Origin of the sequence: Methylotenera sp. (assembly GCF_029945535.1) — a bacterium.
Taxonomy (GTDB): Bacteria; Pseudomonadota; Gammaproteobacteria; order Burkholderiales; family Methylophilaceae; genus Methylotenera.
The window spans coordinates 546,606-569,027 of the sequence record NZ_JAQSCU010000010.1; the positions used below are offsets into that span (position 1 = coordinate 546,606).

A 22,422-nucleotide genomic window follows, 5' to 3' on the forward strand; every position below is an offset into this window, starting at 1 on the left:
AGGTATCGCTTTGAGAGTTGCACTTGGCTTAGCTTATGATGGCGCGAACTTTTGTGGTTGGCAAAGTCAGCCTAACAGTGGTGGGGTTCAAGACGCACTTGAGTTGGCAATATCAAGCATCGCTCAACATCAAGTTAGAGTGCATGCTGCAGGTCGCACGGATACAGGAGTACATGCTCGTTGTCAGGTGGTTCATTTTGATACGACGAGTATCCGTCCAGTGACCGCTTGGGTGCGTGGTGTCAATGCGCACTTACCCGAAACTGTTCGGGTGGAGTGGGCGCATGAGGTGGATGAGAATTTTCATGCGCGCTTTTCAGCATTTTCACGCAGTTATCAATATTTGTTATATAACGCAGCAGTTGCACCAGCCTTAATGGCAACCAAGGCAGGCTGGTTTCATTTGCCGCTAAATGGGGGAGCGATGTCTGAGGCCGCAAGTTATTTGGTAGGTGAGCATGATTTTAGTGGGTTTCGAGCCTCAGAGTGCCAAGCTAAAACAGCGACAAGAAATATGATTAAGTCTGATGTGAAAATGGCGGGTAAATACTTTATCTTTGAATTTACTGCCAATGCATTTTTACAGCATCAAGTACGCAATATGATAGGTGCGCTGGTTTATATAGGCAAAGGTGCGTACCCACCAAGCTATATGAAAGAGTTACTGCAGAAGCGTGATAGAACCCTATCCCCCCCCACTTTTTCTCCCAACGGTTTATATTTAACTGGCGTGGGCTACGATCCAAAGTGGGGGCTTCCCATCAATCAAGTTAGCAGTCAACAAGACATACAAAGCGAAAGCCAAAGTAACATCCAAGTATTCATTTAAGCGTTACAATAGCGTTTTTGGTGTTTTTCCTAAATATTTAACAGTCACTGTGAAAGCTACCATTGAGAGTTAGAGTCAAAATTTGTGGTATCACACGCGTTGAAGATGCCTTAAGCGCTGTTGAACAAGGTGCGGATGCGATTGGCTTGGTCTTTTATGATCAGAGTCCGCGCAATGTCAGCATCAAACAAGCGGTAGAGATTGCTAACCATATTCCCGCATTTGTCAGCGTAGTTGGCTTGTTTGTAAATGCTGAACCAAGCTTCATTAATGAAGTCATATCCAGCGCTAAGGTAGATCTTTTGCAGTTCCATGGCGACGAAAGTTCAGAAGAGTGTGACAGCTACTCCTTACCTTTTATCAAAGCAATTCGCGTCAAGTCGGACACAAATTTGGTACAATATGCAAAAGAGTATTCAGCTGCTAAAGCCTTATTGTTAGATGCTTATACTGAGGGCGTTGCTGGTGGAACAGGCCACGTATTTGATTGGAATTTAATCCCTAAACAGTTGGCAAAACCAATCATACTCGCAGGTGGTTTAAAAGCTGATAATGTGGCTCAAGCGATACAACAAGTAATGCCCTATGCGTTGGATGTAAGCGGTGGTGTGGAAGCCTCAAAAGGCATTAAAGATGCAGCAAAAATTGCTGCATTTATGCGCCAAGTTTATAGTAATTAAAATAGTGATTTAGCAATACAACTCGTTTAGAAAATATTGCCTAAAAATTGAATGTGGAGAACTAGAAATGCAGCTTTATGATATGCCAGATGCACGTGGGCACTTTGGACAATTTGGTGGTACCTTTGTTGCTGAAACTTTAGTTGAAGCACTAGAAGAGTTACGTGCGATGTACGAAAAATATAGGCACGATCCAGTATTTTTAGCGGAATACGCTTATGATTTAAAGCATTTTGTAGGTCGCCCAAGCCCAATTTATCATGCAAAACGCTTGTCTGATAAAGTTGGTGGTGCGCAGATTTACCTGAAACGTGAAGATCTTAACCACACTGGCGCTCACAAAATCAACAACACAATCGGTCAAGCTTTATTGGCTAAGCGTATGGGTAAACCACGCGTGATCGCCGAGACTGGTGCTGGTCAGCATGGTGTGGCTACGGCAACGATTGCAGCCCGTTTAGGGCTTGAGTGCGTTGTTTATATGGGTTCTGAAGACGTTAAACGTCAAGCGCCAAACGTGTTTAGAATGAAGCTGTTAGGTGCAACTGTTGTGCCTGTTGAAAGTGGCTCTAAAACGCTTAAAGATGCATTGAATGAAGCGATGCGCGACTGGGTGACTAACGTCCATAACACTTTTTATATTATCGGCACAGTAGCAGGCCCACATCCATATCCTATGATGGTACGTGACTTTCAGGCTGTGATTGGCATTGAAGCCAAAGAACAGATGATGGAAATGGTTGGTCGTCAGCCCGATGCCGTGGTGGCTTGCGTAGGTGGTGGCTCAAATGCAATGGGTATTTTCTACCCATATATTGACGTTCCAAATGTGCGCTTGATAGGTGTAGAAGCTGCTGGACTCGGTATGGAAACAGGTAAGCATGCTGCACCCTTAACGGCTAACAGTCCTGTTGGCGTGTTGCATGGTAATCGCACATATTTAATGCAAGATGCAGATGGCAATATCATTGAAACACACTCGGTTTCTGCCGGTTTGGATTACCCAGGTGTTGGTCCAGAACATGCTTGGTTAAAAGACATCAAACGTGCTGAATACGTTGCGATTACTGATGATGAAGCCATGGCCGCATTTCATAATCTTTGCCGTACAGAAGGTATTATCCCAGCATTAGAATCTAGCCACGCGCTTGCTTATGCAGAAAAGCTCGCTAAAACGATGAGCAAAGACCAAATTGTTCTAGTGAACTTATCAGGTCGTGGTGATAAAGACATTAATACCGTTGCCAAGCTAGCTAACATTACTCTTTAAATTTATAAAAAATATAACTCATGTCACGTATTCAAACAGCTTTTACAGCGCTCAAGCAACAAGGCAAAACAGCTTTAATTCCATACATCACAGCGGGTGATCCTCACCCTAAGCACACAGTGAATCTGATGCACACTTTGGTTAAACATGGTGCAGATATGATAGAGCTAGGCGTGCCATTTTCTGACCCAATGGCAGATGGTCCAGTGATTCAGCGTGCCAGTGAGCGTGCTCTACTTCATAAAGTGGGCTTAACTGCTGTGCTAGAGATGGTTAAAACATTTCGTGAAACTAATCAAACAACGCCAATTATACTGATGGGGTATGCAAATCCTATTGAGGCAATCGGCGCTACTGCATTTGCAGACCGTGCGAAAGCGGCTGATGTAGATGGCGTGATTACCGTGGATTATCCACCAGAAGAATGTGGTGAGTTTGTTCGGCAATTACGTTCTAGAGATATTGATCCTGTGTTTTTGTTGTCACCAACGACTGATCAAAAACGTGTGGATTTAATCGTGAATCAAGCCAGTGGCTTTGTTTACTATGTGTCACTAAAAGGCGTTACTGGCGCTGCAAATCTGGATATTGCTGAAGTCTCACAACGTGTGGCTTCAATCCGTAAGCAAACCAATTTGCCAGTAGGCGTAGGTTTTGGTATTCGCGATGCAGCTACGGCAAAAGCGACTGCGGCGATTGCAGATGCTGTAGTTGTTGGTAGCCGCATGGTGCAAACTATTGAGGCCTCAAATGATGATAATTTGTTGAGCAATGTGGCGGCATTAATGGACGAACTTAAAGCCGCAGTGGATGCTGCAAAATAACTAGTTATAAAATAATTAAACGATAAAATCGTATAAAGAGTTACCAAGGGGATAGTGCTATGGGTTGGTTAAATCAATTACCACAAAAAATTAAACGTGTTGTTGGCGGAGATAAAAAAACTGTACCAGAAGGTTTGTGGAGCAAATGTCCAGCTTGCCAAACAGTTTTATATATGAAAGATCTAGCTGATAACGCTGAAGTTTGCCCTAAATGTTCTTATCATAATCGTATTGGCGCTCGAGCAAGACTAGCGCAATTGCTTGATGCCGAAGGTCAGTTTGAAATCGGCGCAAATGTAGTTGCTATTGATACGCTAAAATTTAAAGACAGTAAAAGTTATGCAGAGCGCATCAGAGAGTCACAAAAATCTGTAGGTGAAAAAGATGCGCTTATTGTGATGCAAGGTGCTATCAAAACTGTACCAGTAGTGGTAGCAGCATTTGAATTCAAGTTCATGGGCGGCTCTATGGGCTCAGTCGTTGGTGAGCGTTTTGTCCGCGGTGTGCAGACGGCTATTGATAACAAAATGGCTTTCATTTGTATTTCTGCCAGTGGCGGTGCGCGTATGCAAGAGGGTTTACTCTCACTGATGCAGATGGCTAAAACTAGTGCAGCTTTAACGCAGTTGAGCAAAGCTGGGTTACCATTTGTCTCTGTATTAACTGATCCAACCATGGGCGGTGTATCAGCAAGTTTTGCCATGTTAGGCGATATTATTGTAGCGGAACCGCAAGCTCTAATCGGCTTTGCTGGCCCGCGCGTGATTGAACAAACTGTGCGTGAAACCTTGCCACATGGCTTTCAGCGTGCAGAGTTCTTATTAGAGCACGGCGCTATTGATTTGATTATAGATAGACGTGAAATGCGTAACCGATTAGCCGGTCTTTTGGCTGGCTTGATGCGTCTACCTGTTGCGGCATAACTATTTGCGCATAGCTTTTTTCAATTGTTTGAATGCCCGAGGCTAACTTTAGCTAATGGCTCACCACATGCATAATTCTAAATCGACGAAAAACTTAGCCGAGTGGCTAAGTTACATTGAAAGTTTGCACCCTAAATCTATTGCAATGGGCTTAGATCGGGTTAAGCAGATGATTGATTGTCTGAAATTGCATCCAAAATTTACCATTATTACTGTGGCTGGTACCAATGGTAAGGGCTCTACATGTGCAATGTTAGAGCAGATCTATACCAATGCTGGTTATCAGGTAGGCTGTTATACCTCACCGCATTTGCTACGTTACAACGAACGCGTGCGCATCAATAAACAAGAGGCAACTGACGAAGCACTTTGTGCAGCATTTGAAGCAGTAGATGCTGGCAGGGTAAATGCAAATGGTGAAGTGATTTCGCTGACCTATTTTGAAGTTGGAACATTAGCTGCCATGTGGCATTTTATGCAGACAGGCTTAGATGTCGCGATTTTAGAAATAGGTTTAGGCGGCAGGTTAGATGCTGTGAATGCCTTTGAGCCTGACTGTTCTATTGTAACAAGTGTCGATTTAGACCATCAGGAATTTTTAGGTAATACGCGCGAAAGCATCGGTTTTGAGAAAGCTGGCGTTTACCGCACATCCGTGCCCGCGATATGTGGTGACACTAATCCACCTTTTAGCTTAGTGGCTTTCGCACATAAAGTTAAAGCCAATTTCAAGCGTGTACATCAGGATTTTGATTTTACTTTAGATGGTGTTGATAGTTGGCAATATTCCGATGATGAAGTGACTTATCAATTACCTATTCCTGCATTAAAAGGTGCTTATCAACTCAATAATGCAGCGTGTGCTGTTTGTGCTGTTGACTCACTTCAATCGCGTTTACCTGTAACCTCCGCGCATATGGCAAGTGCGATGAGCCAAGTGAGCTTAGCCGGGCGTTTTCAGACTGTATCAACTTCACCGCATGTTGTTTTAGATGTTGCTCATAATCCACATGCAGCGCGTGCACTGGCTGCAAATCTAAATGGAAGCAGAACATCTCAGGGCAAAACAATCGCAGTGTTCGCCATGCTGGCAGATAAAGACATGCAAGGCGTAGTGCAGGCTGTTAAAGATGAAATCGATCTATGGTATATCACTGGGATTGATAATGTGCGGGGTGCGTCAGCAGAGGATTTAGCTAAAATTGTTTCTGAAGTTGCTCCAAATGCTAAGTTTAAAATCTTTCAAAATGCCAGTAATGCCTACCAACAAGCCTGTATTGATGTCACCGAAAATGATAAAATACTCGTATTCGGTTCTTTTTACACAGTTGCAAGCGTGATGCAATCGTTTTAGTCCGAGCTGTAAGGTTTAATCCCTCGGAACACTAACCTTTCAGAACTAATCCTTAAGGAAGCAGCAATGGCAACTGAGTCACCTAATGATCTAGAACTAGCCTTAAAGAAACGCGCACGTCGCCGTTTGGTAGGTGCTATTGCTCTTGTGCTATTTATGGTGATTTTATTGCCAATGGTGTTGCAAGATCGTGCTGCTTTAGCGCCGCAAGAGTCTATTAAAATCACGATGCCTGATGATGTTGTTAGTCAACAAGCCCCAAAAGTTGAAGCGAATGTAACACCAGTTGAACCGCAAGTAGAAGTTGCTACAGCAAGTGAGTCTATAATTTCTGAGCCAATAAAATCAGAGCCAACTGCAGTTGCTGAAATCGACAAGCCAGCTCAATCTGAAAGCGCTAAAGTGTTAACTGACGAGAAAAAAGCCGAAGACAAGAAGCCCGTTAAAAAAGCAGAAGTTACCACTACAGATGCTAAAAAATCTGACGTTAAACTAAGTGAACCAAAAGCACCCGAAGTTAAAAAGTCTGAACAAAAAGCAGAATTGAAACCAGCAATAAATGGCGAAACCTTCACTATACAAGTGGGCGTTTTTTCAGATATGGCCAATGTGAAACAATTGCAAGCAAGATTAAAGCAAGTTGGGCTTGATTCTCACACCGAGAATATTACAACGCCAAAAGGTGAAAAGATTCGCTTAAGGGCGGGGCGCTTTAATTCACGTCAAGAAGCCGCCTACGCGCTAACGAAGTTGCAAGCAGCCGACTTGACTGGAATGGTCATTAGCAATAACTAATGAAGCATATATTTATATTGCGATTAATTGATTTGAAAAATACATGACAAGTTTCGATTATGTAGTGCTTGTTATAATTGGTTTATCTATCATATTAAGTGTGATGCGTGGTTTTTTTAGAGAAGCATTAGCAATTTTAGGTTGGGTAGCTGCATTTGTGACGGCTAAAACTTATGCTAATCAAATTTTGCCAATGATGCCTGAAAATATACCAACCGAGTCCTTACGTATATTAGCGGCATTTTTAGTATTGTTTTTTGCCACTTTACTAGTTGCTACTTTGTTAGCGATAGCGCTTTCATCCGTTTTTAAAAAAATGGGGCTCGGTTGGCTTAATCGTTTATTGGGTGCTATTTTTGGTTTGGCACGCGGCGTACTAATTGTTTGTATTGTTGTATTTTTAGCGGGACTTACCGAGCTACCTAATGATGCACGCTGGCGAAATGCCATGTTTAGTGCGCCCCTTGAGGCCTTGGTTATCAGTATGTTACCGTGGGTGCCGATAAGCATTGCTAAGCATGTTAAATACGATTAAATTAGCTATAGTTAATTTACATCTTAAGACTTGAATAGTTGCATCAAGGCCTGCATCTTAGAACTATAGAATTTTTAATTAGAATTAATCACTTAAGGCTTTCTTCATGTGCGGAATCATAGGCATTGTAGGTAAAAATCCAGTTAACCAATTATTGTATGACGGGTTGTTAGTGTTGCAACACCGCGGTCAGGATGCTGCAGGCATTGTAACGACTGATGGCAATACGTTCTTCATGCATAAAAACAATGGCTTAGTAAAAGATGTGTTTCAAACACGTCATATGCGCAGTCTGATTGGGAACGTGGGGATTGCTCACGTTCGCTATCCAACTGCTGGTTCTTCTAGTGCAGCAGAAGCGCAGCCCTTCTATGTGAACTCTCCGTTTGGTATCGTGCTTGGTCACAATGGTAATTTAACCAATTCACAACAACTAAAATCTGAAATGTTCCGCCAAGATTTACGCCATATCAATACCAACTCAGATTCTGAAGTGTTGTTGAATGTGTTGGCGCACGAGATTGAGAAAACTTCACGTAATGCGGTGCTCAATACCGATATGGCCTTTGATGCGGTATCTGGCGTGCATAAACGTTGTAAAGGTGCATATGCTGTAGTAGCGATGATTGCTAATTTTGGTTTGCTTGCGTTTCGCGATCCAAATGGTATTCGCCCATTGGTGATTGGTAAGCTTGAAACTGTCCAAGGTACGGAATATATTGTGGCTTCAGAAAGCGTTGCGTTGGATGTGCTCGGTTTCCAAATGGTGCGTGATGTAGAGCCAGGCGAAGCGGTATTTATTGATATGGATGGTAATTTCTTCTCACGTCAATGTGCCGATAATCCGAAACTTAACCCTTGTATTTTTGAATATGTTTATTTAGCTCGCCCTGACTCAGTGATAGACGGCGTATCGGTTTACCAAACACGTTTAGATATGGGTAAAAGTCTTGCTGAAAAGATCAAACGTGAATGGTCTGATAAGAAAATTGATGTGGTGATTCCGATTCCAGATACTAGTCGCCCAAGTGCTTTGCAAGTAGGAATTGCCTTAGGGTTGGATTATCGCGAAGGATTCATTAAAAATCGTTATATTGGCCGCACATTTATTATGCCAGGTCAGGCATTGCGTAAAAAATCGGTACGTCAGAAATTGAATCCGATTGGTATTGAGTTCAAGGGTAAAAATGTCTTGTTGGTAGATGATTCGATTGTTCGCGGCACAACATCACAACAAATCGTCCAGATGGCACGTGATGCAGGTGCAAACAAAGTCTATTTTGCTTCAGCGGCCCCACCAGTAAGATTCCCAAATGTTTATGGTATCGATATGCCTAGCCGCGATGAGTTGTTGGCAACGGGCCGCACTGATGAGCAAATCTGCCAAGAAATTGGTGCAGATGCATTGATTTATCAAGACTTGGATGCTTTGGTTGAGGGCGTTAAATTAAGCAACCCACATATTAAAAACTTTGATTGCTCATGTTTTGACGGTAAATATGTGACAGGTGACATTAATGAAGCTTATTTGAATAATATTGAGACTGCGCGCGGCGACATGAACAAGAAGCAAAAGCCAGCTAACTCAAGCACGCAGATGGATTTAAATCTGATTGATAGTTTCGATAATGAGCCTGCTGAAGAGGCGACGGAAGTAAGTTAGATTTAAATGCAAATGCATCTTGACCATACTGTTTCATAGGTCTAAGATTAAATTGCGCTGATTTGAGTGACTTAACTTAATCAAGGTCTTACTCAGCTTGCGGGCGCATAATAAATACAGCTAAAGCGAGTTTAAAAAAGAACCCGTTTTGGCTAAATGCTTAAACGGGTTTTTTAATGCCCAAAAGAAATGAGAGTGAAAATGACAAACCAATATCACCCAGAAACTTTAAGCGTACGCGCTGGTAACGAGATGACCGAATTTGGTGAAAATTCGGAAGCCTTGTTTTTAAATTCTAGTTTTAGGTTTAACAGTGCAGCTCAAGCTGCTGCACGTTTTGGCGGTACTGAGCCTGGTAATATTTATTCAAGATTTACCAATCCAACCGTCACCATGTTTCAAAATAAACTAGCCGCCTTAGAAGGCGCGGAGCAATGTGTGGCCACTTCCAGCGGCATGTCGGCGATTCTAGCTTGTGTCATGGGTTTGTGTAGCGCTGGCGACCACATTGTAGCTTCGCGCAGTATTTTCGGAACTAGTGTTCAGCTATTCAGCAACATTATGGCGCGTTGGGGTTTGCAGGTGACTTACGTTTCATTGACGAATCCTGCTGAATGGCAAGCGGCTGTTACACCCAAAACTAAACTGTTTTTTGCGGAAACACCATCAAACCCAATGACGGAAGTTGGTGATATTCGCCTCTTAGCTGACATTGCACATCAATCTGGCGCCTATCTTGTGGTGGATAACTGTTTCTGTACACCTGCGGTTCAGAGGCCTCTTGAATTGGGCGCTGACATTATCATTCACTCAGCTACCAAGTATATTGATGGACAGGGTAGATGTTTAGGCGGTGCTGTTCTCGGCAGCAAAGCTTTGATGGAGCCAGTTTATGGCTTTTTACGCACGGCAGGCGTCACCATGAGTGCATTCAATGCTTGGGTGTTTTTAAAGGGCTTGGAAACTTTATTCATTCGTATGGAAGCGCATGCGAAGAATGCGCTGATATTTGCGACATGGCTTGAGGCGCAGCCACAGGTAGTACGCGTCTTTTATCCAGGTTTGAAATCACATCCGCAGCATGCACTTGCCATGCAGCAGCAGAGTAATGGTGGCGGTATAGTAAGTTTTGAAGTTAAGCCCAAAGCTGGTCAAACAGCTCAGGAAGCCGCTTGGGCTTTAATTGATGCCACTAAGTTAATTTCGATTACGGCGAATTTAGGTGATGCGAAAAGTACTATTACGCATCCGGCCACTACAACGCATAGTCGCGTATCTGCTGAGGCACGCGCTGCGGCTGGGATACAAGATGGATTGGTTAGAATTGCTGTTGGATTAGAGCATGTAGAGGACTTAAAAGCGGACTTATTTTTGCTTACAAAATAATGTTTAAAATACGTGCTCAATTCAAGAGCACGTATTGATAAGCAGCCTATGGTTAATCGCTGTTAGCGCTACTAATTTGCACACTTTTTGTGCTAAAATAATGATATATAAAAACCATTAAAAGTTAGTTCGCACATGGATCAATTCGCTAAAGAAACCCTTCCCATAAGCTTAGAAGACGAGATGCGTAGATCGTATCTCGATTACGCAATGAGTGTTATCGTAGGGCGCGCTTTACCGGATGTTCGTGATGGTTTAAAGCCAGTTCATCGCCGTGTTTTATTTGCGATGCATGAGCTGTCAAATGATTACAATAAGCCTTACAAAAAATCTGCACGTATCGTCGGCGATGTGATTGGTAAATACCATCCGCATGGCGACACTGCTGTGTATGACACTATCGTTCGTATGGCGCAGGACTTCTCCTTGCGTTATATGCTGGTGGATGGTCAAGGTAACTTCGGTTCTGTTGATGGCGATAACGCGGCAGCAATGCGATATACCGAAATCCGTATGTCGAAAATCGCACATGAATTATTAGCTGACATTGACAAAGAAACCGTTGATTTTGGCCCTAACTATGATGGCAGCGAGCACGAGCCGCTTATCATGCCAGCGCGTATTCCAAACTTACTGATTAACGGTAGCTCTGGTATCGCAGTGGGTATGGCCACTAATATTCCGCCACACAATATCAATGAAGTGTTAGATGCTTGTTTCGCGCTGCTTAAAGACCCTGAAATGGGCATTGAGGAGCTGATTGAACTAGTGCCAGCGCCAGATTTCCCAACCGCGGGTATTATTTACGGCACGGTAGGGGTTAAAGAAGGTTACCGCACAGGCCGTGGTCGTGTAGTGATGCGCGGGCGTACTCACGTTGAAGATTTAGAGCGCGGTGGTCGTCAAGCTTTGATTGTCGATGAACTGCCGTATCAAGTGAATAAAAAGACTTTCGTTGAAAAAATCGCTGAATTAGTCAACGAGAAGAAAATCGAAGGCATTTCTGATTTGCGTGACGAGTCAGATAAATCTGGTATGCGCGTAGTGATTGAACTGAAGCGCGGTGAAATTGCTGAAGTTGTACTGAATAACCTATACAAACAAACGCAGTTGCAAGATACGTTTGGTATGAATATGGTGGCCTTGCTCGATGGTCAACCACGCTTGCTCAACCTTAAGCAAATGCTAGAGGCGTTCTTGCGCCACAGACGTGAGGTGATTACACGCCGCACTGTGTTTGAGTTGAAAAAAGCACGTGCACGCGGTCATATCTTAGAAGGTTTAGCGGTTGCACTTGCTAACGTTGATGAAATGATTGCTATCATTAAAGCGGCACCAACGCCACCAGAAGCTAAAGTAGCATTGATGGCGAAAGCTTGGACCTCGCCTGTTGTTGAAGAAATGCTTAAACGTGCAGCGATGGAAGCATCACGTCCTGAAGGCTTAAGTGTTGAATTTGGCATGTTGCCAAATGGCTATAAATTAAGTGATATTCAAGCGCAAGAAATCTTGCAAATGCGTCTGCAACGCTTAACAGGCCTTGAGCAAGACAAAGTCGTCAGTGAATATAAAGAAGTCATGGATATTATTGCTGACTTGCTTAATATCTTAGCAACGCCTGCACGTGTGACAGCCATTATTAATGATGAGTTAACTGAAATCCGTAAGCAGTTTGGCGATAAACGTCGCAGTGAAATTGTTGTGAATGCGCAAGATTTGTCGTTAGAAGACTTTATTACGCCGCAAGATGTTGTTGTGACACTTTCGCATACTGGCTATGTAAAATCTCAGCCTCTAGATGAGTATCGCGCTCAGCGTCGCGGCGGTCGCGGTAAACAGGCAGCTCAGACTAAAGAAGATGACTTTATCGACAAGATGTTTGTTGCAAATACGCATGATTACATCTTGTGCTTTAGTAGTCGCGGTCAAGTCTATTGGTTGAAAGTTTACGAAGTACCACAAGGAAGCCGTACTGGTCGTGGCAAGCCAATTGTGAACTTATTCCCGCTTGAGGAAGGTGAGAAAATCAATGCTATTCTCTCTGTAAAAGAGTTTGATGAAAACCATTTCATATTTATGGCGACATCACTTGGTACAGTCAAGAAAACGCCGTTGTCAGATTTTGCTAACCCACGTAAATCAGGCATTATCGCGATTAACTTAGATGAAGGCGACTTCCTTATTGGTGCCGAAATTACTAATGGTACTAATGATGTGATTTTGGTTTCAAATGGCGGTAAAGCGGTTTGGTTTAGTGAAGACGATGTGCGCTCAATGGGTCGTGCGACACGCGGCGTTCGCGGTATGAAGTTGGCTGAAAATCAACAAGTATTGTCATTATTGATAGCTAATAATGACCAACAGTCTGTATTGGTAGCGACTGAAAACGGTTATGGTAAACGTACTGTGTTAGCCGATTTCCGCCATTCCGGTCGTGGCACACAGGGTGTTAAAGCCATCGCGATTAGTGAGCGTAATGGCTTGGTGGTGGCTGCTAAACTGGTGAATGAAGACGATGAAATTATGCTGATTACCACTGGTGGGGTGTTAATTCGTACGCGTGTAAAAGAAATTCGTGAATTAGGTCGTGCAACACAAGGTGTAACGTTGATTAACCTTGGTGAAGGCGAGAAACTTTCTGGACTTGAAAAAATTGTTGAGTCTGACGATCCTGAAGCAGAAGTTGATGCAGATGCAACAATAGAAGTTAGCGAACCAATTGAATCCAATTCAGAAGTAGAGTCTGATGCAAATGACAGCACAGAAGCAGGCGATAACGCTTAACTTTATTAAACTTCAAGTAAAGAAATATTCAGAATGACTCAGATTTTTAATTTTTCTGCAGGCCCTGCAGTTTTACCTAAACCTGTATTAATGCGTGCCCAATCGGAAATGCTGGATTGGCATGGATCAGGCATGAGCGTGATGGAAATGTCTCATCGCGGTAAAGAGTTTATGAGTATTTTGGCCAAAACAGAGGCTGATTTACGCACACTCATGAATATTCCAAGCAATTACAAAGTATTGTTTTTGCAAGGTGGTGCCATTGCTGAAAACGCAATGATTCCGCTCAATTTACTTGGCAATAAAGCCGCAGATTATGCAGTGACAGGCGGTTGGAGTAAGCGCAGTGTTGAAGATGCAAGCGCTTATGGCAAGATTAACGTAGTTGCCAGCACGGAAGCCGATAAATATACCTACGTTCCAGATTTTTCTACATGGGCATTAAACAAAGACGCAGCTTATCTGCACATTTGTACTAATGAAACCATGAGTGGTGTCGAGTTTGTTGATTTACCAAACACTAACGGCGTGCCTATTGTGGCGGATATGTCTTCGCACATACTTTCACGTGAAGTTGATGTCAGTCAATATGGTGTTATTTACGGCGGCGCACAAAAAAATATCGGCCCAGCAGGTTTATGTATAGTGATCGTGCGTGAAGATTTACTTGACCACGCTTCGCCACTAACGCCTGCCGTATTTAATTGGAAAACGCAGGCTGAAAATCAGTCTATGATTAATACGCCGCCCACTTATAGTATCTATATCGCGGGTTTGGTGTTTGAATGGATAATCGAGCAGGGCGGAGTAGCTGCCATTGAGAAAGTGAATGTAGCCAAAGCTAAATTGCTTTATGACTATATAGATTCAACAGATTTTTATGTGAATCATGTGGCAATCAAAAATCGCTCACGCATGAATATTCCATTCTTTTTGAAAGATGAATCGTTAAATGACGCTTTTTTAAAAGGCGCGCAAGAAAATAGTTTGTTACAGCTTAAAGGTCACCGTGCTGTGGGTGGTATGCGTGCCAGTATCTATAATGCGATGCCGATTGAGGGTTTGCAGGCGCTAGTTGCTTATATGAAGGCTTTCGAAAGCAAACATTCAGCATGAGCGAGCAACTTAAACAACATCGCGATCAAATAGATGCCATAGATGAGCAAGTGCTAAAGCTCGTCAATGAGCGGGCAAAGCTTGCACGTGCGATTGGCAGCCTGAAAGATGATGGCGTGATTTATCGCCCAGAACGTGAAGCGCAGGTATTGCGTCGCTTGCAAGCCAATAATCAAGGGCCGCTAGCTAACGAGGCTGTGAGTAATATCTTTCGTGCGGTGATGTCTAACTGTCGTGCACTTGAAAAAGAGCTTTCTATCGCATTTTTAGGGCCATTAGGTACTTATAGTGAAGAGGCTGCACTCAAACAATTTGGCTTGGGTAGAAGTGCAATTGTTTGTGGCTCAATTGATGAAGTGTTTCGTACTGTCGAGGCTGGTCAAGCGGATTACGGTGTTGTGCCAGTTGAAAACTCCACAGAGGGCGCAGTTGGACTCACCTTAGACTTGTTGCTATCAAGTCCACTCAAAATTTGTGGTGAAATCACGCTGCCGATTCATCATTGTTTGCTTTCTGGACAGGCAGATATCACTAAAATTAGTCACATAATGTCACATACACAGTCACTTGCTCAATGTCATGAGTGGTTGAATCGAGTTATGCCTAATGCTACACGCGAAGCCGTAACTAGTAATGCACGAGCAGCACAATTGACACATGATTTTGTCACACATGAGAATACTTTTGCTGCAGCTATTGCAAGTAAACGTGCAGCGGAGCTTTTTGACTTGAACATCCTCGCTGAAAATATTGAGGATGATGCCAAAAACACCACGCGTTTTTTAGTACTAGGCTCGCACGAAGTAGCACCGTCTGGTCAAGACAGAACCTCTTTAGTGATGACATCTAAGAACATCCCAGGTGCGATGGTTCAACTATTAGAACCATTATCAAGGCATGGTGTCAGTATGACTAAGTTCGAATCTCGCCCCTCTAAACAAGGTTTGTGGGATTACGTGTTCTTTGTTGATATTGAAGGCCATCAACATGATGCGAAAGTAAAAGCTGCATTAGCTGAATGCTTAGAGCGCGCATCTTTCCTAAAGGTGCTGGGTTCTTATCCAGTCGCCGTGATTTAAGCAAAATTAAGTTTTTAAGGTTTCTCGCATGAGCATGTCTAGCAGTAATCAAGTCCACAGTGTTGTGGCTAAATTAGCACCTGAGTATATTAAAGCGATTGCGCCATATCAAGGCGGCAAGCCAATTTCTGAGCTTGCACGTGAAATGGGCTTACAAGTGGAAGATATTGTAAAACTTGCATCGAATGAAAATCCTTTGGGCATTAGTCCTAAAGCAGATTACGCCATTCAAGAAGCTTTGCTTGATATTGCACGTTATCCTGACGGTAACAGTTTTGCTTTGCGTGATGCTGTGAGTAAAAAATTTAGCATTGCACCCAATCAATTGGTATTTGGTAATGGCTCTAACGATATATTAGAGCTAGCTGCGCGAGCATTTTTAACAGCGGGCTGTGAAACAATTTATTCACAACATGCTTTTGCAGTTTATCCATTAGTCACGCAAGCGACAGGTGCTACAGGTATAGTTGTGCCAGCTAAGAATTATGGACATGATTTAACCGCGATGCTTGCAGCAATTACGCCAAAAACTCGCATGATATTTGTGGCTAACCCGAATAATCCTACGGGAACATTATTAGGTAAGGATGAGTTACTGGCATTCTTGAGACAGGTACCAAAAGCTGTGTTGGTGATGTTAGATGAAGCTTATGATGAGTATTTATCTGCAGCTAACAAATCTGAAGCAATTGCTTGGTTAAGTGAATTTGATAATTTAATCATTTCGCGTACTTTCTCAAAAGCTTATGGTTTAGCTGGCTTGCGTGTTGGTTTTGGCTTGTGCCATGCTGATATTGCAGACTTGATGAACCGTGTACGTCAGCCTTTTAATGTCAATAGTATCGCTCAAGCAGCAGCAGTGGCTTCATTAGCAGATGATGATTTTGTTGAGCGCTCTTATGCGCTTAATCAAGCAGGCATGGCACAATTGACACAAGGATTAGATAAGCTTGGATTAGAATATATTCCATCTTTTGCGAACTTTGTAAGCTTTGCCGTGAAAAATGCAGCACAAGTGAATCAAAAATTACTACAGAATGGCGTCATTGTACGTCCAATTGCAAATTATGAAATGCCAGATTACTTACGCGTAAGTATTGGATTATTCAGTGAAAATGCACGTTTTCTAGAAGTGCTAGAACAAATTTTAAAAAGTAATGAATAAATGAGCGAATATAAAAAGCTAGCCACAGATGATGTACGCATACGCGAGATTAAAAAGCTAATTACGCCATTAGAGCTATTGGATCGCCTGAAAGAAAGTGCTGATTCAACAGAAAATATCTTAGCAACACGTAAAGAAATCCATCATATATTACATCAGTCTGATGACCGTCTATTGGTAGTCGTGGGGCCATGTTCTATACACGACACCAAAGCGGGTTTGGAATACGCACACCGCCTGATGGAAGTTCGCAAAAATTTGGCAAAAGATTTGTTGATCGTGATGCGCGTTTATTTTGAAAAACCTCGTACGACTGTGGGTTGGAAGGGCTTGATCAATGACCCGCATCTTGATGGCAGCTATAAAATTAACGAAGGCTTAGAAATTGCGCGTAAATTTCTACTAGATGTAAATGAGCTTGGCATGCCGGCTGGAGCCGAGTTTCTAGATATGATTACGCCGCAATATGTTGCTGATTTAGTGAGTTGGGGCGCCATTGGGGCGCGAACAACGGAGTCGCAGGTGCATCGAGAGCTGACTTCTGGTTTATCTTGCCCTGTAGGGTTCAAGAACGGCACTGATAGTGGTGTACGTGTTGCAATAGATGCGATTAAAACAGCTTCTAGCCCACATCACTTTTTATCCGTGACTAAAGAGGGGCAGTCTGCCATATTTTCAACGTCGGGGAATGAAGATTGCCACGTGATTCTGCGTGGCGGTAAAACGCCTAATTACGATGCAAAAAGTGTCAATGAGTCTTGCGAGAGCTTGTCTGCTGCTGGCCTTGCGCCTATTCTGATGATTGATTGCAGCCACGGTAATAGTAGCAAAAATTATTTGCGTCAAAAAGACGTTGCTCGAGATATTGCGTCACAAATATCCAATGGTGACCAACGTATCATTGGTGTAATGTTGGAATCACATTTGAATGAAGGACGTCAGGATCACGTACCTGGGTGTGAGCTGGAATATGGTAAATCTATCACTGATGCCTGTCTGGGTTGGGATGATACGGTTCAAATGTTAGAAACCTTAGCATCGGCTGTGCGAGCACGTCGTAATTAAAGCTTAGCTCATAAATATTGAGGCGAGTTGCATCATGAATTTACTTAGTCGTTAATCAGTAACTTTGCAGTGTTGCTGCAACTTATTAGAGCGCATTATTCGTTTCACGTTGTAGCGATAAATTAACAAGCAGCAACGAATTTAATTAACGACTAAAAAAGGAAATTTATCATGTGGACAACACCAGCAGCTACAGAAATGCGTTTTGGCTTTGAAGTTACAATGTACGTAATGAACAAGTAATTTGTTCAAATAAAAGGCTGTCATTTTTGACAGCCTTTTTTTATTTTGATGCATTTAACATATCGTAAAATTTAGTTTTAATTTAAATAAAAAGAGTCTCATGCATATACACGTATTAGGATCAGGCGCTGGTGGCGGGTTTCCTCAGTGGAATTGTAATTGTGAAAACTGTAAAGGAGTTCGTGCTGGCACCATTAAAGCTTCAACGCGCACACAGTCTTCAATAGCGGTGAGTGCTGATGGCATTAACTGGATACTATTTAACGCATCACCTGATATTAAAAAGCAATTAGATGACTTTCCTGTGTTTCAACCTGCACGCCTAGTTCGCGACACTGCTATTTCGGCGATTGTCATTACCGATGCGCAAATTGATCATGTCACTGGTTTGCTCACACTGCGTGAGCACAACAAGCCTTGGGAAATTTATTGTACCGATGCGGTAAAAGATGATTTAACAACAGGCTTTCCAGTGTTTAATATTTTAGGTTATTTCCGCGGTATTAATCACCATGAAATCGCGACCGACCAATCCATATTCACCATTCCAACCGCAGCAGGCATAGAGTTTACCGCGGTACCATTATTAAGTAATGCACCGCCTTACTCACCACGCAGAGACAAACCTGTGCCTGGCGATAATATTGGTATGCACATTAAAGATACGCGCACTGGTAAAAGTTTATTCTACGCACCAGGTTTAGGTGTGGCTGAGCCACATGTGCTGGAATATATGCGTAACGCAGATTGCATATTGGTGGATGGTACTGTTTGGACTGATGATGAAATGTCTAAAGAAGGTATTAGCAATAAACGTGCAAGCGAAATGGGTCATTTAGATCAATCAAGTGATGGCGGCATTATGAGTATTTTAAATGCGATGGAGAAACCACGCAAAATATTGATTCATATCAACAATACAAATCCAATTTTGAATGAGGATTCATCTCAACGTGCCACATTGAATAAAGCAGGCATTGAGGTTGCCTATGATGGCATGGACATCATTCTTTAGGAGAACAAAATGAACGCAATTGCAAACGATAATCTATCCCAAAATATGCCATGGTCACGTGAAGAGTTTGAAGAAAAACTTCGCGAAAAAGGTAAGGGCTACCATATTTATCACCCATTTCACGTGATGATGTATGAAGGTAAATTAACCAAAGAGCAGTTGCAATGCTGGGTGGCGAACCGTTTTTACTACCAAATTGCAATTCCAATGAAAGATGGCGCAATCCTTTCAAATTGCCCTGATGTTGAGGTGCGTAAACAATGGATAGTGCGTATTACTGACCATGATGGTGTGGGTGATACTGTAGGCGGTATTGAAGCATGGATTCAACTCGGTGCAGCAGTTGGTCTTAGTCGTGAAGATATTGTGAGCTTGAAAATGGTAAGCCCAGGTGTACGTTTTGCCGTAGATGCTTATATCAACTTTGCTAAACAGCGTCCTTGGCAAGAGTCAGTGTGCTCAAGCTTAACCGAACTATTCGCGCCGCACATACACCAACAGCGTATCAGCTCATGGCCAACTATGTATCCGTGGATTAAAGAAGAAGGATTAACCTACTTTAAAAAACGCCTCACCGAAGCGCGCCGCGATGTAGAGCAAGGTTTGGGCGTGACTTTAGATTATTTTAGCACTTCACGTGAAATGCAAATGAGGGCGCTGGATATTTTGCAATTTAAGCTAAATGTATTGTGGGTGATTGCTGATTCAATCATGTTGGCTTCTACGCTTGATATTAAAATTGATGGAAAAGATTATTTCCATCAGCCAGTCATCAACTTTTAGAAAAATATTCGATCAAACACTATGGAAATAAACATTCTACACTCTGACATTTACGCGCTTGCGTTTCACCATCGTTTTCAATGGGAAGAAGCGCAACAAAGTTATGTGATACTTTTTCCTGAAGGTATGGTCAAACTACATGGTGGTGCAGGTGAAGTGATTAAGCGCGTGGATGGCAAAGCTACTGTAGGCGATATTGTGGCTGAGCTAAAAGCCGCTTTTCCTGACGCCGTAGGAATAGAAGCTGACATTATTGGCATGTTTGAAATGGCTTACGGAAAAGCTTGGATTCGTAAAGTTTAGTATCAGAATTCAATTGGTCTGTGGCTAATTGAATATTTAGGAGCAGTAAATGACACAAACTTCACTAGGTGAGTCAGTGGTACAAAAAGAGTTGCATGCGCAAGCCCAGGGCCAACCTAAGAACAACGGTGTTGCGGCTAATCTTACACAAACTCAGCCACTTTGGTTGTTGGCTGAAGTGACCTATCGCTGTCCACTGCATTGCGCTTTTTGCTACAACCCGACTGATTACGATAAACATACGCAAAACGAATTGACCACAGAGCAATGGATACAAGCTTTGCGTGATGCCCGGAAAATGGGTGCCATACAGCTTGGTATTTCTGGTGGTGAGCCTTTGTTGCGTGACGATATTGAAGACATTGTGATTGAAGCTAGAAAATTGGGCTATTACAGCAACCTGATTACCTCTGGTGTTGGGTTAACTGAAAAGCGTATTCAGGCATTTAAAGAGGGTGGTTTAGACCACATTCAGCTTTCAATGCACGATATTACTGAAGAAATTAATAACTTCATTACCAATACTAAAACGTTCGAGCTAAAGAAAAAAGTAGCGGCTATGATTAAGAATCATGGCTACCCAATGGTGCTAAACGTAGTAATACATCGCTACAATATTGGTCATATCAAAGAAATTTTAGAGATGGCTGAGGCCTTAGGCGCCGATTATGTAGAGCTTGCTAATACCCAATATTATGGTTGGTCATTAGTCAATCGCAGCCAGTTAATGCCGCTTAAAGAGCAAATTGATGAAGCGGAACGCATCACCAATGAGTTCCGTGAAAAAGTTGGCAACAAGATGAAAATCTTTTTTGTGGTGCCAGATTACTTTGGCGACCGCCCTAAGAAATGTATGAATGGTTGGGGTGAGGTCTTTATGATTGTCACTGCCAATGGTGATGTGTTGCCATGTCACTCAGCACGTGTTTTGCCGAATATGGCATTTCCAAATGTGCGCGAAAAAGGTCTGGAGTACGCTTGGAAAGAATCACCAGCCTTTAATAAATATCGCGGCACCGCTTGGATGAAAGGTCCATGCGTGACGTGTCCAGAAAAAATGAATGACTTAGGCGGTTGTCGTTGCCAAGCATTTTTACTAACGGGTGATGCAGAAGCCGCAGACCCAGTGTGTTCACTTTCACCTCATCATCATTTAATTGAGAAGGCGATTGAAGACAGCAAAAATCCAGTAATAGCTAATCAACCAATTATTTTTAGAACCGATAAGAACTCTAAGAAATATGTAGCGGGTGATAAAGAGCGGGTAGAAGAGTTTCATGCTTTGCCTTAAGCTTTAACAGATATAATAGAAAGCGCGCAGCAACATAAGCTAGCGCGCTTTTTTATTTACGAATATATGAAAACTCAATCTAATCTCTCTCCGCACTCAACCTCGACACATTCCAACCTTTTAGTCTATGTGCTAGCAAGCCTTGCCGCGCTTGCACCCTTTGCTATTGACACCTATCTGCCGGCGTTCCATGTGATGGGCGCACAGCTAGGTGCAACTGATGTGCAAGTTCAGCAAAGCCTCACTTTTTATCTCTTGCCTTATGCGCTCATGACTTTATGGCATGGTGCAATTTCAGATTCAATCGGTCGGATTACAACCATTAAATGGGGGCTAGGTGTTTTCGTACTGGCGTCTATAGGCTGTGCATTTGCACCTAATATCGAGACGCTGTGGTTCTTTCGCGCCTTGCAGGGGATATCTGGTGGGGCTGGTAATGTAGTTGCGCGCGCCATGGTGCGCGATCTGTTTGAGGGGGCACAGGCGCAGCGCGTGATGGCGACAGTACAGATGTTATTTGGTATTGCCCCAGCAATAGCACCCATTATTGGTGGGGTGTTGCTGGGCATATACTGGCAAGCTATTTTTATCTTTTTAGCCTTCTATGCAGCGCTGAGTCTGTGGGCAGCTATTCGCTATTTGCCAGAAACAGTACCCGTCGAGAAACGTTTGCCGTTATCTGCAAAACAAGTGATTAAAGACTACAAAGTGATATTTGGCGATAAGGAATTTAATTACGTTGTATTAGCACTCAGTGCAAATTTTGCAGGTTTTTTTCTATACGTATTAGCCAGTCCTGTATTTTTAGTTAAGCAGCTAGGTTTTACTCAACATCAATTTGGCTACATGTTTATCCCTACCGTTTGTGGCATGATTTTGGGTTCATATCTAGCAAAACGAGCAGCGGGGCGCTATGCAAGGCAAAAGGTAGTTAAAATAGCCTATCTTTGGATGGCGGCAATGGTCATCTTGAATGTGCTGATTTGCTATGCATTGCCCACAAGGCCTTTATACAACATCCTGCCGATTGCTCTGTTTAACATCGGCATGGCATTGGCAATGCCCATACTTTCACTTGTCGCCCTTGACCGACATCCCAAAATCAGGGGCACTGCGGCTTCAGGTCAAGCATTTATACAAATGCTATTGTCGACAGTATCTGCTGGTTTGATTGTGCCATTAGTCTGGTATGCACCGTCTGGATTGGCGTTAGCGATGGCGGGTTATTTGATATTTGGCTGGCTGATGATACGTAAGAGCAAGTTTTATAGCCATCAATAAGAGAATGCTTTGATTTCAGAGCAGCTAAGCGATGATTA

21 protein-coding genes are annotated in these 22,422 nt (G+C 42.8%); all 21 read left to right on the top strand.

What is annotated here, in order from left to right; genetic code table 11:
- Positions 1–10: 10 nt before the first annotated feature.
- The 21 genes from truA to PSU72_RS05780 all read left to right on the top strand — a co-directional run bounded on the left by truA (position 11) and on the right by PSU72_RS05780 (position 22,384).
- Positions 11–829: a tRNA pseudouridine(38-40) synthase TruA gene (gene truA / locus PSU72_RS05680; protein ID WP_300431353.1), complete on the top strand. Its 819-nt coding sequence runs from the start codon at positions 11–13 to the stop codon at positions 827–829.
- 62 nt (positions 830–891) lie between these two features.
- The gene (locus PSU72_RS05685; protein WP_300431354.1) at positions 892–1,509 is read left to right on the top strand and encodes a phosphoribosylanthranilate isomerase; all 618 of its coding nucleotides are present in this window, start codon (positions 892–894) and stop codon (positions 1,507–1,509) included.
- A gap of 67 nt (positions 1,510–1,576) precedes the next feature.
- Positions 1,577–2,779, top strand: a complete 1,203-nt coding sequence (gene trpB, locus PSU72_RS05690; protein ID WP_300431355.1) for a tryptophan synthase subunit beta — start codon at positions 1,577–1,579, stop codon at positions 2,777–2,779.
- A gap of 20 nt (positions 2,780–2,799) precedes the next feature.
- Positions 2,800–3,603 (top strand): tryptophan synthase subunit alpha, encoded by an 804-nt coding sequence (gene trpA, locus PSU72_RS05695; protein WP_300431356.1) that lies wholly within the window; start codon positions 2,800–2,802, stop codon positions 3,601–3,603.
- A gap of 59 nt (positions 3,604–3,662) precedes the next feature.
- Positions 3,663–4,526 carry an acetyl-CoA carboxylase, carboxyltransferase subunit beta gene (accD, locus tag PSU72_RS05700; RefSeq protein WP_300431357.1) on the top strand — a complete coding sequence of 288 codons (864 nt, stop codon included), beginning with the start codon at positions 3,663–3,665 and terminating at the stop codon, positions 4,524–4,526.
- A gap of 67 nt (positions 4,527–4,593) precedes the next feature.
- On the top strand, positions 4,594–5,880 hold the full coding sequence (gene folC / locus PSU72_RS05705) for a bifunctional tetrahydrofolate synthase/dihydrofolate synthase (RefSeq protein WP_300431358.1): 1,287 nt from the start codon (positions 4,594–4,596) through the stop codon (positions 5,878–5,880).
- A gap of 66 nt (positions 5,881–5,946) precedes the next feature.
- Positions 5,947–6,675, top strand: coding sequence for an SPOR domain-containing protein (locus tag PSU72_RS05710; protein WP_300431359.1), 729 nt, complete (start codon positions 5,947–5,949; stop codon positions 6,673–6,675).
- Between the two features lie 43 nt (positions 6,676–6,718).
- Positions 6,719–7,210, top strand: a complete 492-nt coding sequence (locus PSU72_RS05715; RefSeq protein WP_300431360.1) for a CvpA family protein — start codon at positions 6,719–6,721, stop codon at positions 7,208–7,210.
- 106 nt (positions 7,211–7,316) lie between these two features.
- Entirely contained in the window at positions 7,317–8,873 is a 1,557-nt protein-coding gene (gene purF / locus PSU72_RS05720; RefSeq protein ID WP_300431361.1) for an amidophosphoribosyltransferase, read from the top strand.
- A 201-nt stretch (positions 8,874–9,074) separates the two neighbouring features.
- Complete coding sequence (locus tag PSU72_RS05725) at positions 9,075–10,259, top strand: O-succinylhomoserine sulfhydrylase (protein ID WP_300431362.1); 1,185 nt, start codon at positions 9,075–9,077, stop codon at positions 10,257–10,259.
- A gap of 135 nt (positions 10,260–10,394) precedes the next feature.
- Complete coding sequence (gene gyrA / locus PSU72_RS05730) at positions 10,395–13,043, top strand: DNA gyrase subunit A (protein WP_300431363.1); 2,649 nt, start codon at positions 10,395–10,397, stop codon at positions 13,041–13,043.
- 33 nt (positions 13,044–13,076) lie between these two features.
- Positions 13,077–14,159: a 3-phosphoserine/phosphohydroxythreonine transaminase gene (gene serC, locus PSU72_RS05735; RefSeq protein WP_300431364.1), complete on the top strand. Its 1,083-nt coding sequence runs from the start codon at positions 13,077–13,079 to the stop codon at positions 14,157–14,159.
- Complete coding sequence (gene pheA / locus PSU72_RS05740) at positions 14,156–15,238, top strand: prephenate dehydratase (RefSeq protein ID WP_300431365.1); 1,083 nt, start codon at positions 14,156–14,158, stop codon at positions 15,236–15,238. The genes serC and pheA overlap by 4 nt, the downstream gene beginning before the upstream one ends.
- Before the next feature lie 34 nt (positions 15,239–15,272).
- The gene (gene hisC, locus PSU72_RS05745; protein WP_300431610.1) at positions 15,273–16,403 is read left to right on the top strand and encodes a histidinol-phosphate transaminase; all 1,131 of its coding nucleotides are present in this window, start codon (positions 15,273–15,275) and stop codon (positions 16,401–16,403) included.
- Positions 16,404–17,468: a 3-deoxy-7-phosphoheptulonate synthase AroG gene (gene aroG, locus PSU72_RS05750; RefSeq protein ID WP_300431366.1), complete on the top strand. Its 1,065-nt coding sequence runs from the start codon at positions 16,404–16,406 to the stop codon at positions 17,466–17,468. It begins immediately after the preceding gene.
- Between the two features lie 171 nt (positions 17,469–17,639).
- Positions 17,640–17,711: a pyrroloquinoline quinone precursor peptide PqqA gene (pqqA, locus tag PSU72_RS05755; protein ID WP_012777389.1), complete on the top strand. Its 72-nt coding sequence runs from the start codon at positions 17,640–17,642 to the stop codon at positions 17,709–17,711.
- 100 nt (positions 17,712–17,811) lie between these two features.
- Positions 17,812–18,726: a pyrroloquinoline quinone biosynthesis protein PqqB gene (pqqB, locus tag PSU72_RS05760; protein ID WP_300431367.1), complete on the top strand. Its 915-nt coding sequence runs from the start codon at positions 17,812–17,814 to the stop codon at positions 18,724–18,726.
- 9 nt (positions 18,727–18,735) lie between these two features.
- Positions 18,736–19,509 carry a pyrroloquinoline-quinone synthase PqqC gene (pqqC, locus tag PSU72_RS05765; RefSeq protein WP_300431368.1) on the top strand — a complete coding sequence of 258 codons (774 nt, stop codon included), beginning with the start codon at positions 18,736–18,738 and terminating at the stop codon, positions 19,507–19,509.
- Positions 19,510–19,530: 21 nt separating this feature from the next.
- Positions 19,531–19,812: a pyrroloquinoline quinone biosynthesis peptide chaperone PqqD gene (gene pqqD, locus PSU72_RS05770; protein ID WP_300431369.1), complete on the top strand. Its 282-nt coding sequence runs from the start codon at positions 19,531–19,533 to the stop codon at positions 19,810–19,812.
- Between the two features lie 49 nt (positions 19,813–19,861).
- Complete coding sequence (pqqE, locus tag PSU72_RS05775; protein WP_300431370.1) at positions 19,862–21,103, top strand: pyrroloquinoline quinone biosynthesis protein PqqE; 1,242 nt, start codon at positions 19,862–19,864, stop codon at positions 21,101–21,103.
- Positions 21,104–21,169: 66 nt separating this feature from the next.
- On the top strand, positions 21,170–22,384 hold the full coding sequence (locus tag PSU72_RS05780) for a multidrug effflux MFS transporter (RefSeq protein WP_300431371.1): 1,215 nt from the start codon (positions 21,170–21,172) through the stop codon (positions 22,382–22,384).
- The last annotated feature ends 38 nt before the right edge of the window (positions 22,385–22,422 follow it).

Excerpts from the sequence above, each read along its gene's own strand:
- folC (WP_300431358.1), top strand. The coding sequence starts at position 4,594 with ATGCATAATTCTAAATCGACGAAAAACTTAGCCGAGTGGCTAAGTTAC.
- PSU72_RS05780 (WP_300431371.1), top strand. The coding sequence starts at position 21,170 with ATGAAAACTCAATCTAATCTCTCTCCGCACTCAACCTCGACACATTCC.
- pqqB (WP_300431367.1), top strand. The coding sequence starts at position 17,812 with ATGCATATACACGTATTAGGATCAGGCGCTGGTGGCGGGTTTCCTCAG.
- PSU72_RS05710 (WP_300431359.1), top strand. The coding sequence starts at position 5,947 with ATGGCAACTGAGTCACCTAATGATCTAGAACTAGCCTTAAAGAAACGC.
- pqqC (WP_300431368.1), top strand. The coding sequence starts at position 18,736 with ATGAACGCAATTGCAAACGATAATCTATCCCAAAATATGCCATGGTCA.
- pqqE (WP_300431370.1), top strand. The coding sequence starts at position 19,862 with ATGACACAAACTTCACTAGGTGAGTCAGTGGTACAAAAAGAGTTGCAT.
- purF (WP_300431361.1), top strand. The coding sequence starts at position 7,317 with ATGTGCGGAATCATAGGCATTGTAGGTAAAAATCCAGTTAACCAATTA.
- trpA (WP_300431356.1), top strand. The coding sequence starts at position 2,800 with ATGTCACGTATTCAAACAGCTTTTACAGCGCTCAAGCAACAAGGCAAA.
- pheA (WP_300431365.1), top strand. The coding sequence starts at position 14,156 with ATGAGCGAGCAACTTAAACAACATCGCGATCAAATAGATGCCATAGAT.
- trpB (WP_300431355.1), top strand. The coding sequence starts at position 1,577 with ATGCAGCTTTATGATATGCCAGATGCACGTGGGCACTTTGGACAATTT.
- PSU72_RS05715 (WP_300431360.1), top strand. The coding sequence starts at position 6,719 with ATGACAAGTTTCGATTATGTAGTGCTTGTTATAATTGGTTTATCTATC.
- hisC (WP_300431610.1), top strand. The coding sequence starts at position 15,273 with ATGTCTAGCAGTAATCAAGTCCACAGTGTTGTGGCTAAATTAGCACCT.
- serC (WP_300431364.1), top strand. The coding sequence starts at position 13,077 with ATGACTCAGATTTTTAATTTTTCTGCAGGCCCTGCAGTTTTACCTAAA.
- gyrA (WP_300431363.1), top strand. The coding sequence starts at position 10,395 with ATGGATCAATTCGCTAAAGAAACCCTTCCCATAAGCTTAGAAGACGAG.
- aroG (WP_300431366.1), top strand. The coding sequence starts at position 16,404 with ATGAGCGAATATAAAAAGCTAGCCACAGATGATGTACGCATACGCGAG.
- accD (WP_300431357.1), top strand. The coding sequence starts at position 3,663 with ATGGGTTGGTTAAATCAATTACCACAAAAAATTAAACGTGTTGTTGGC.
- PSU72_RS05725 (WP_300431362.1), top strand. The coding sequence starts at position 9,075 with ATGACAAACCAATATCACCCAGAAACTTTAAGCGTACGCGCTGGTAAC.
- pqqD (WP_300431369.1), top strand. The coding sequence starts at position 19,531 with ATGGAAATAAACATTCTACACTCTGACATTTACGCGCTTGCGTTTCAC.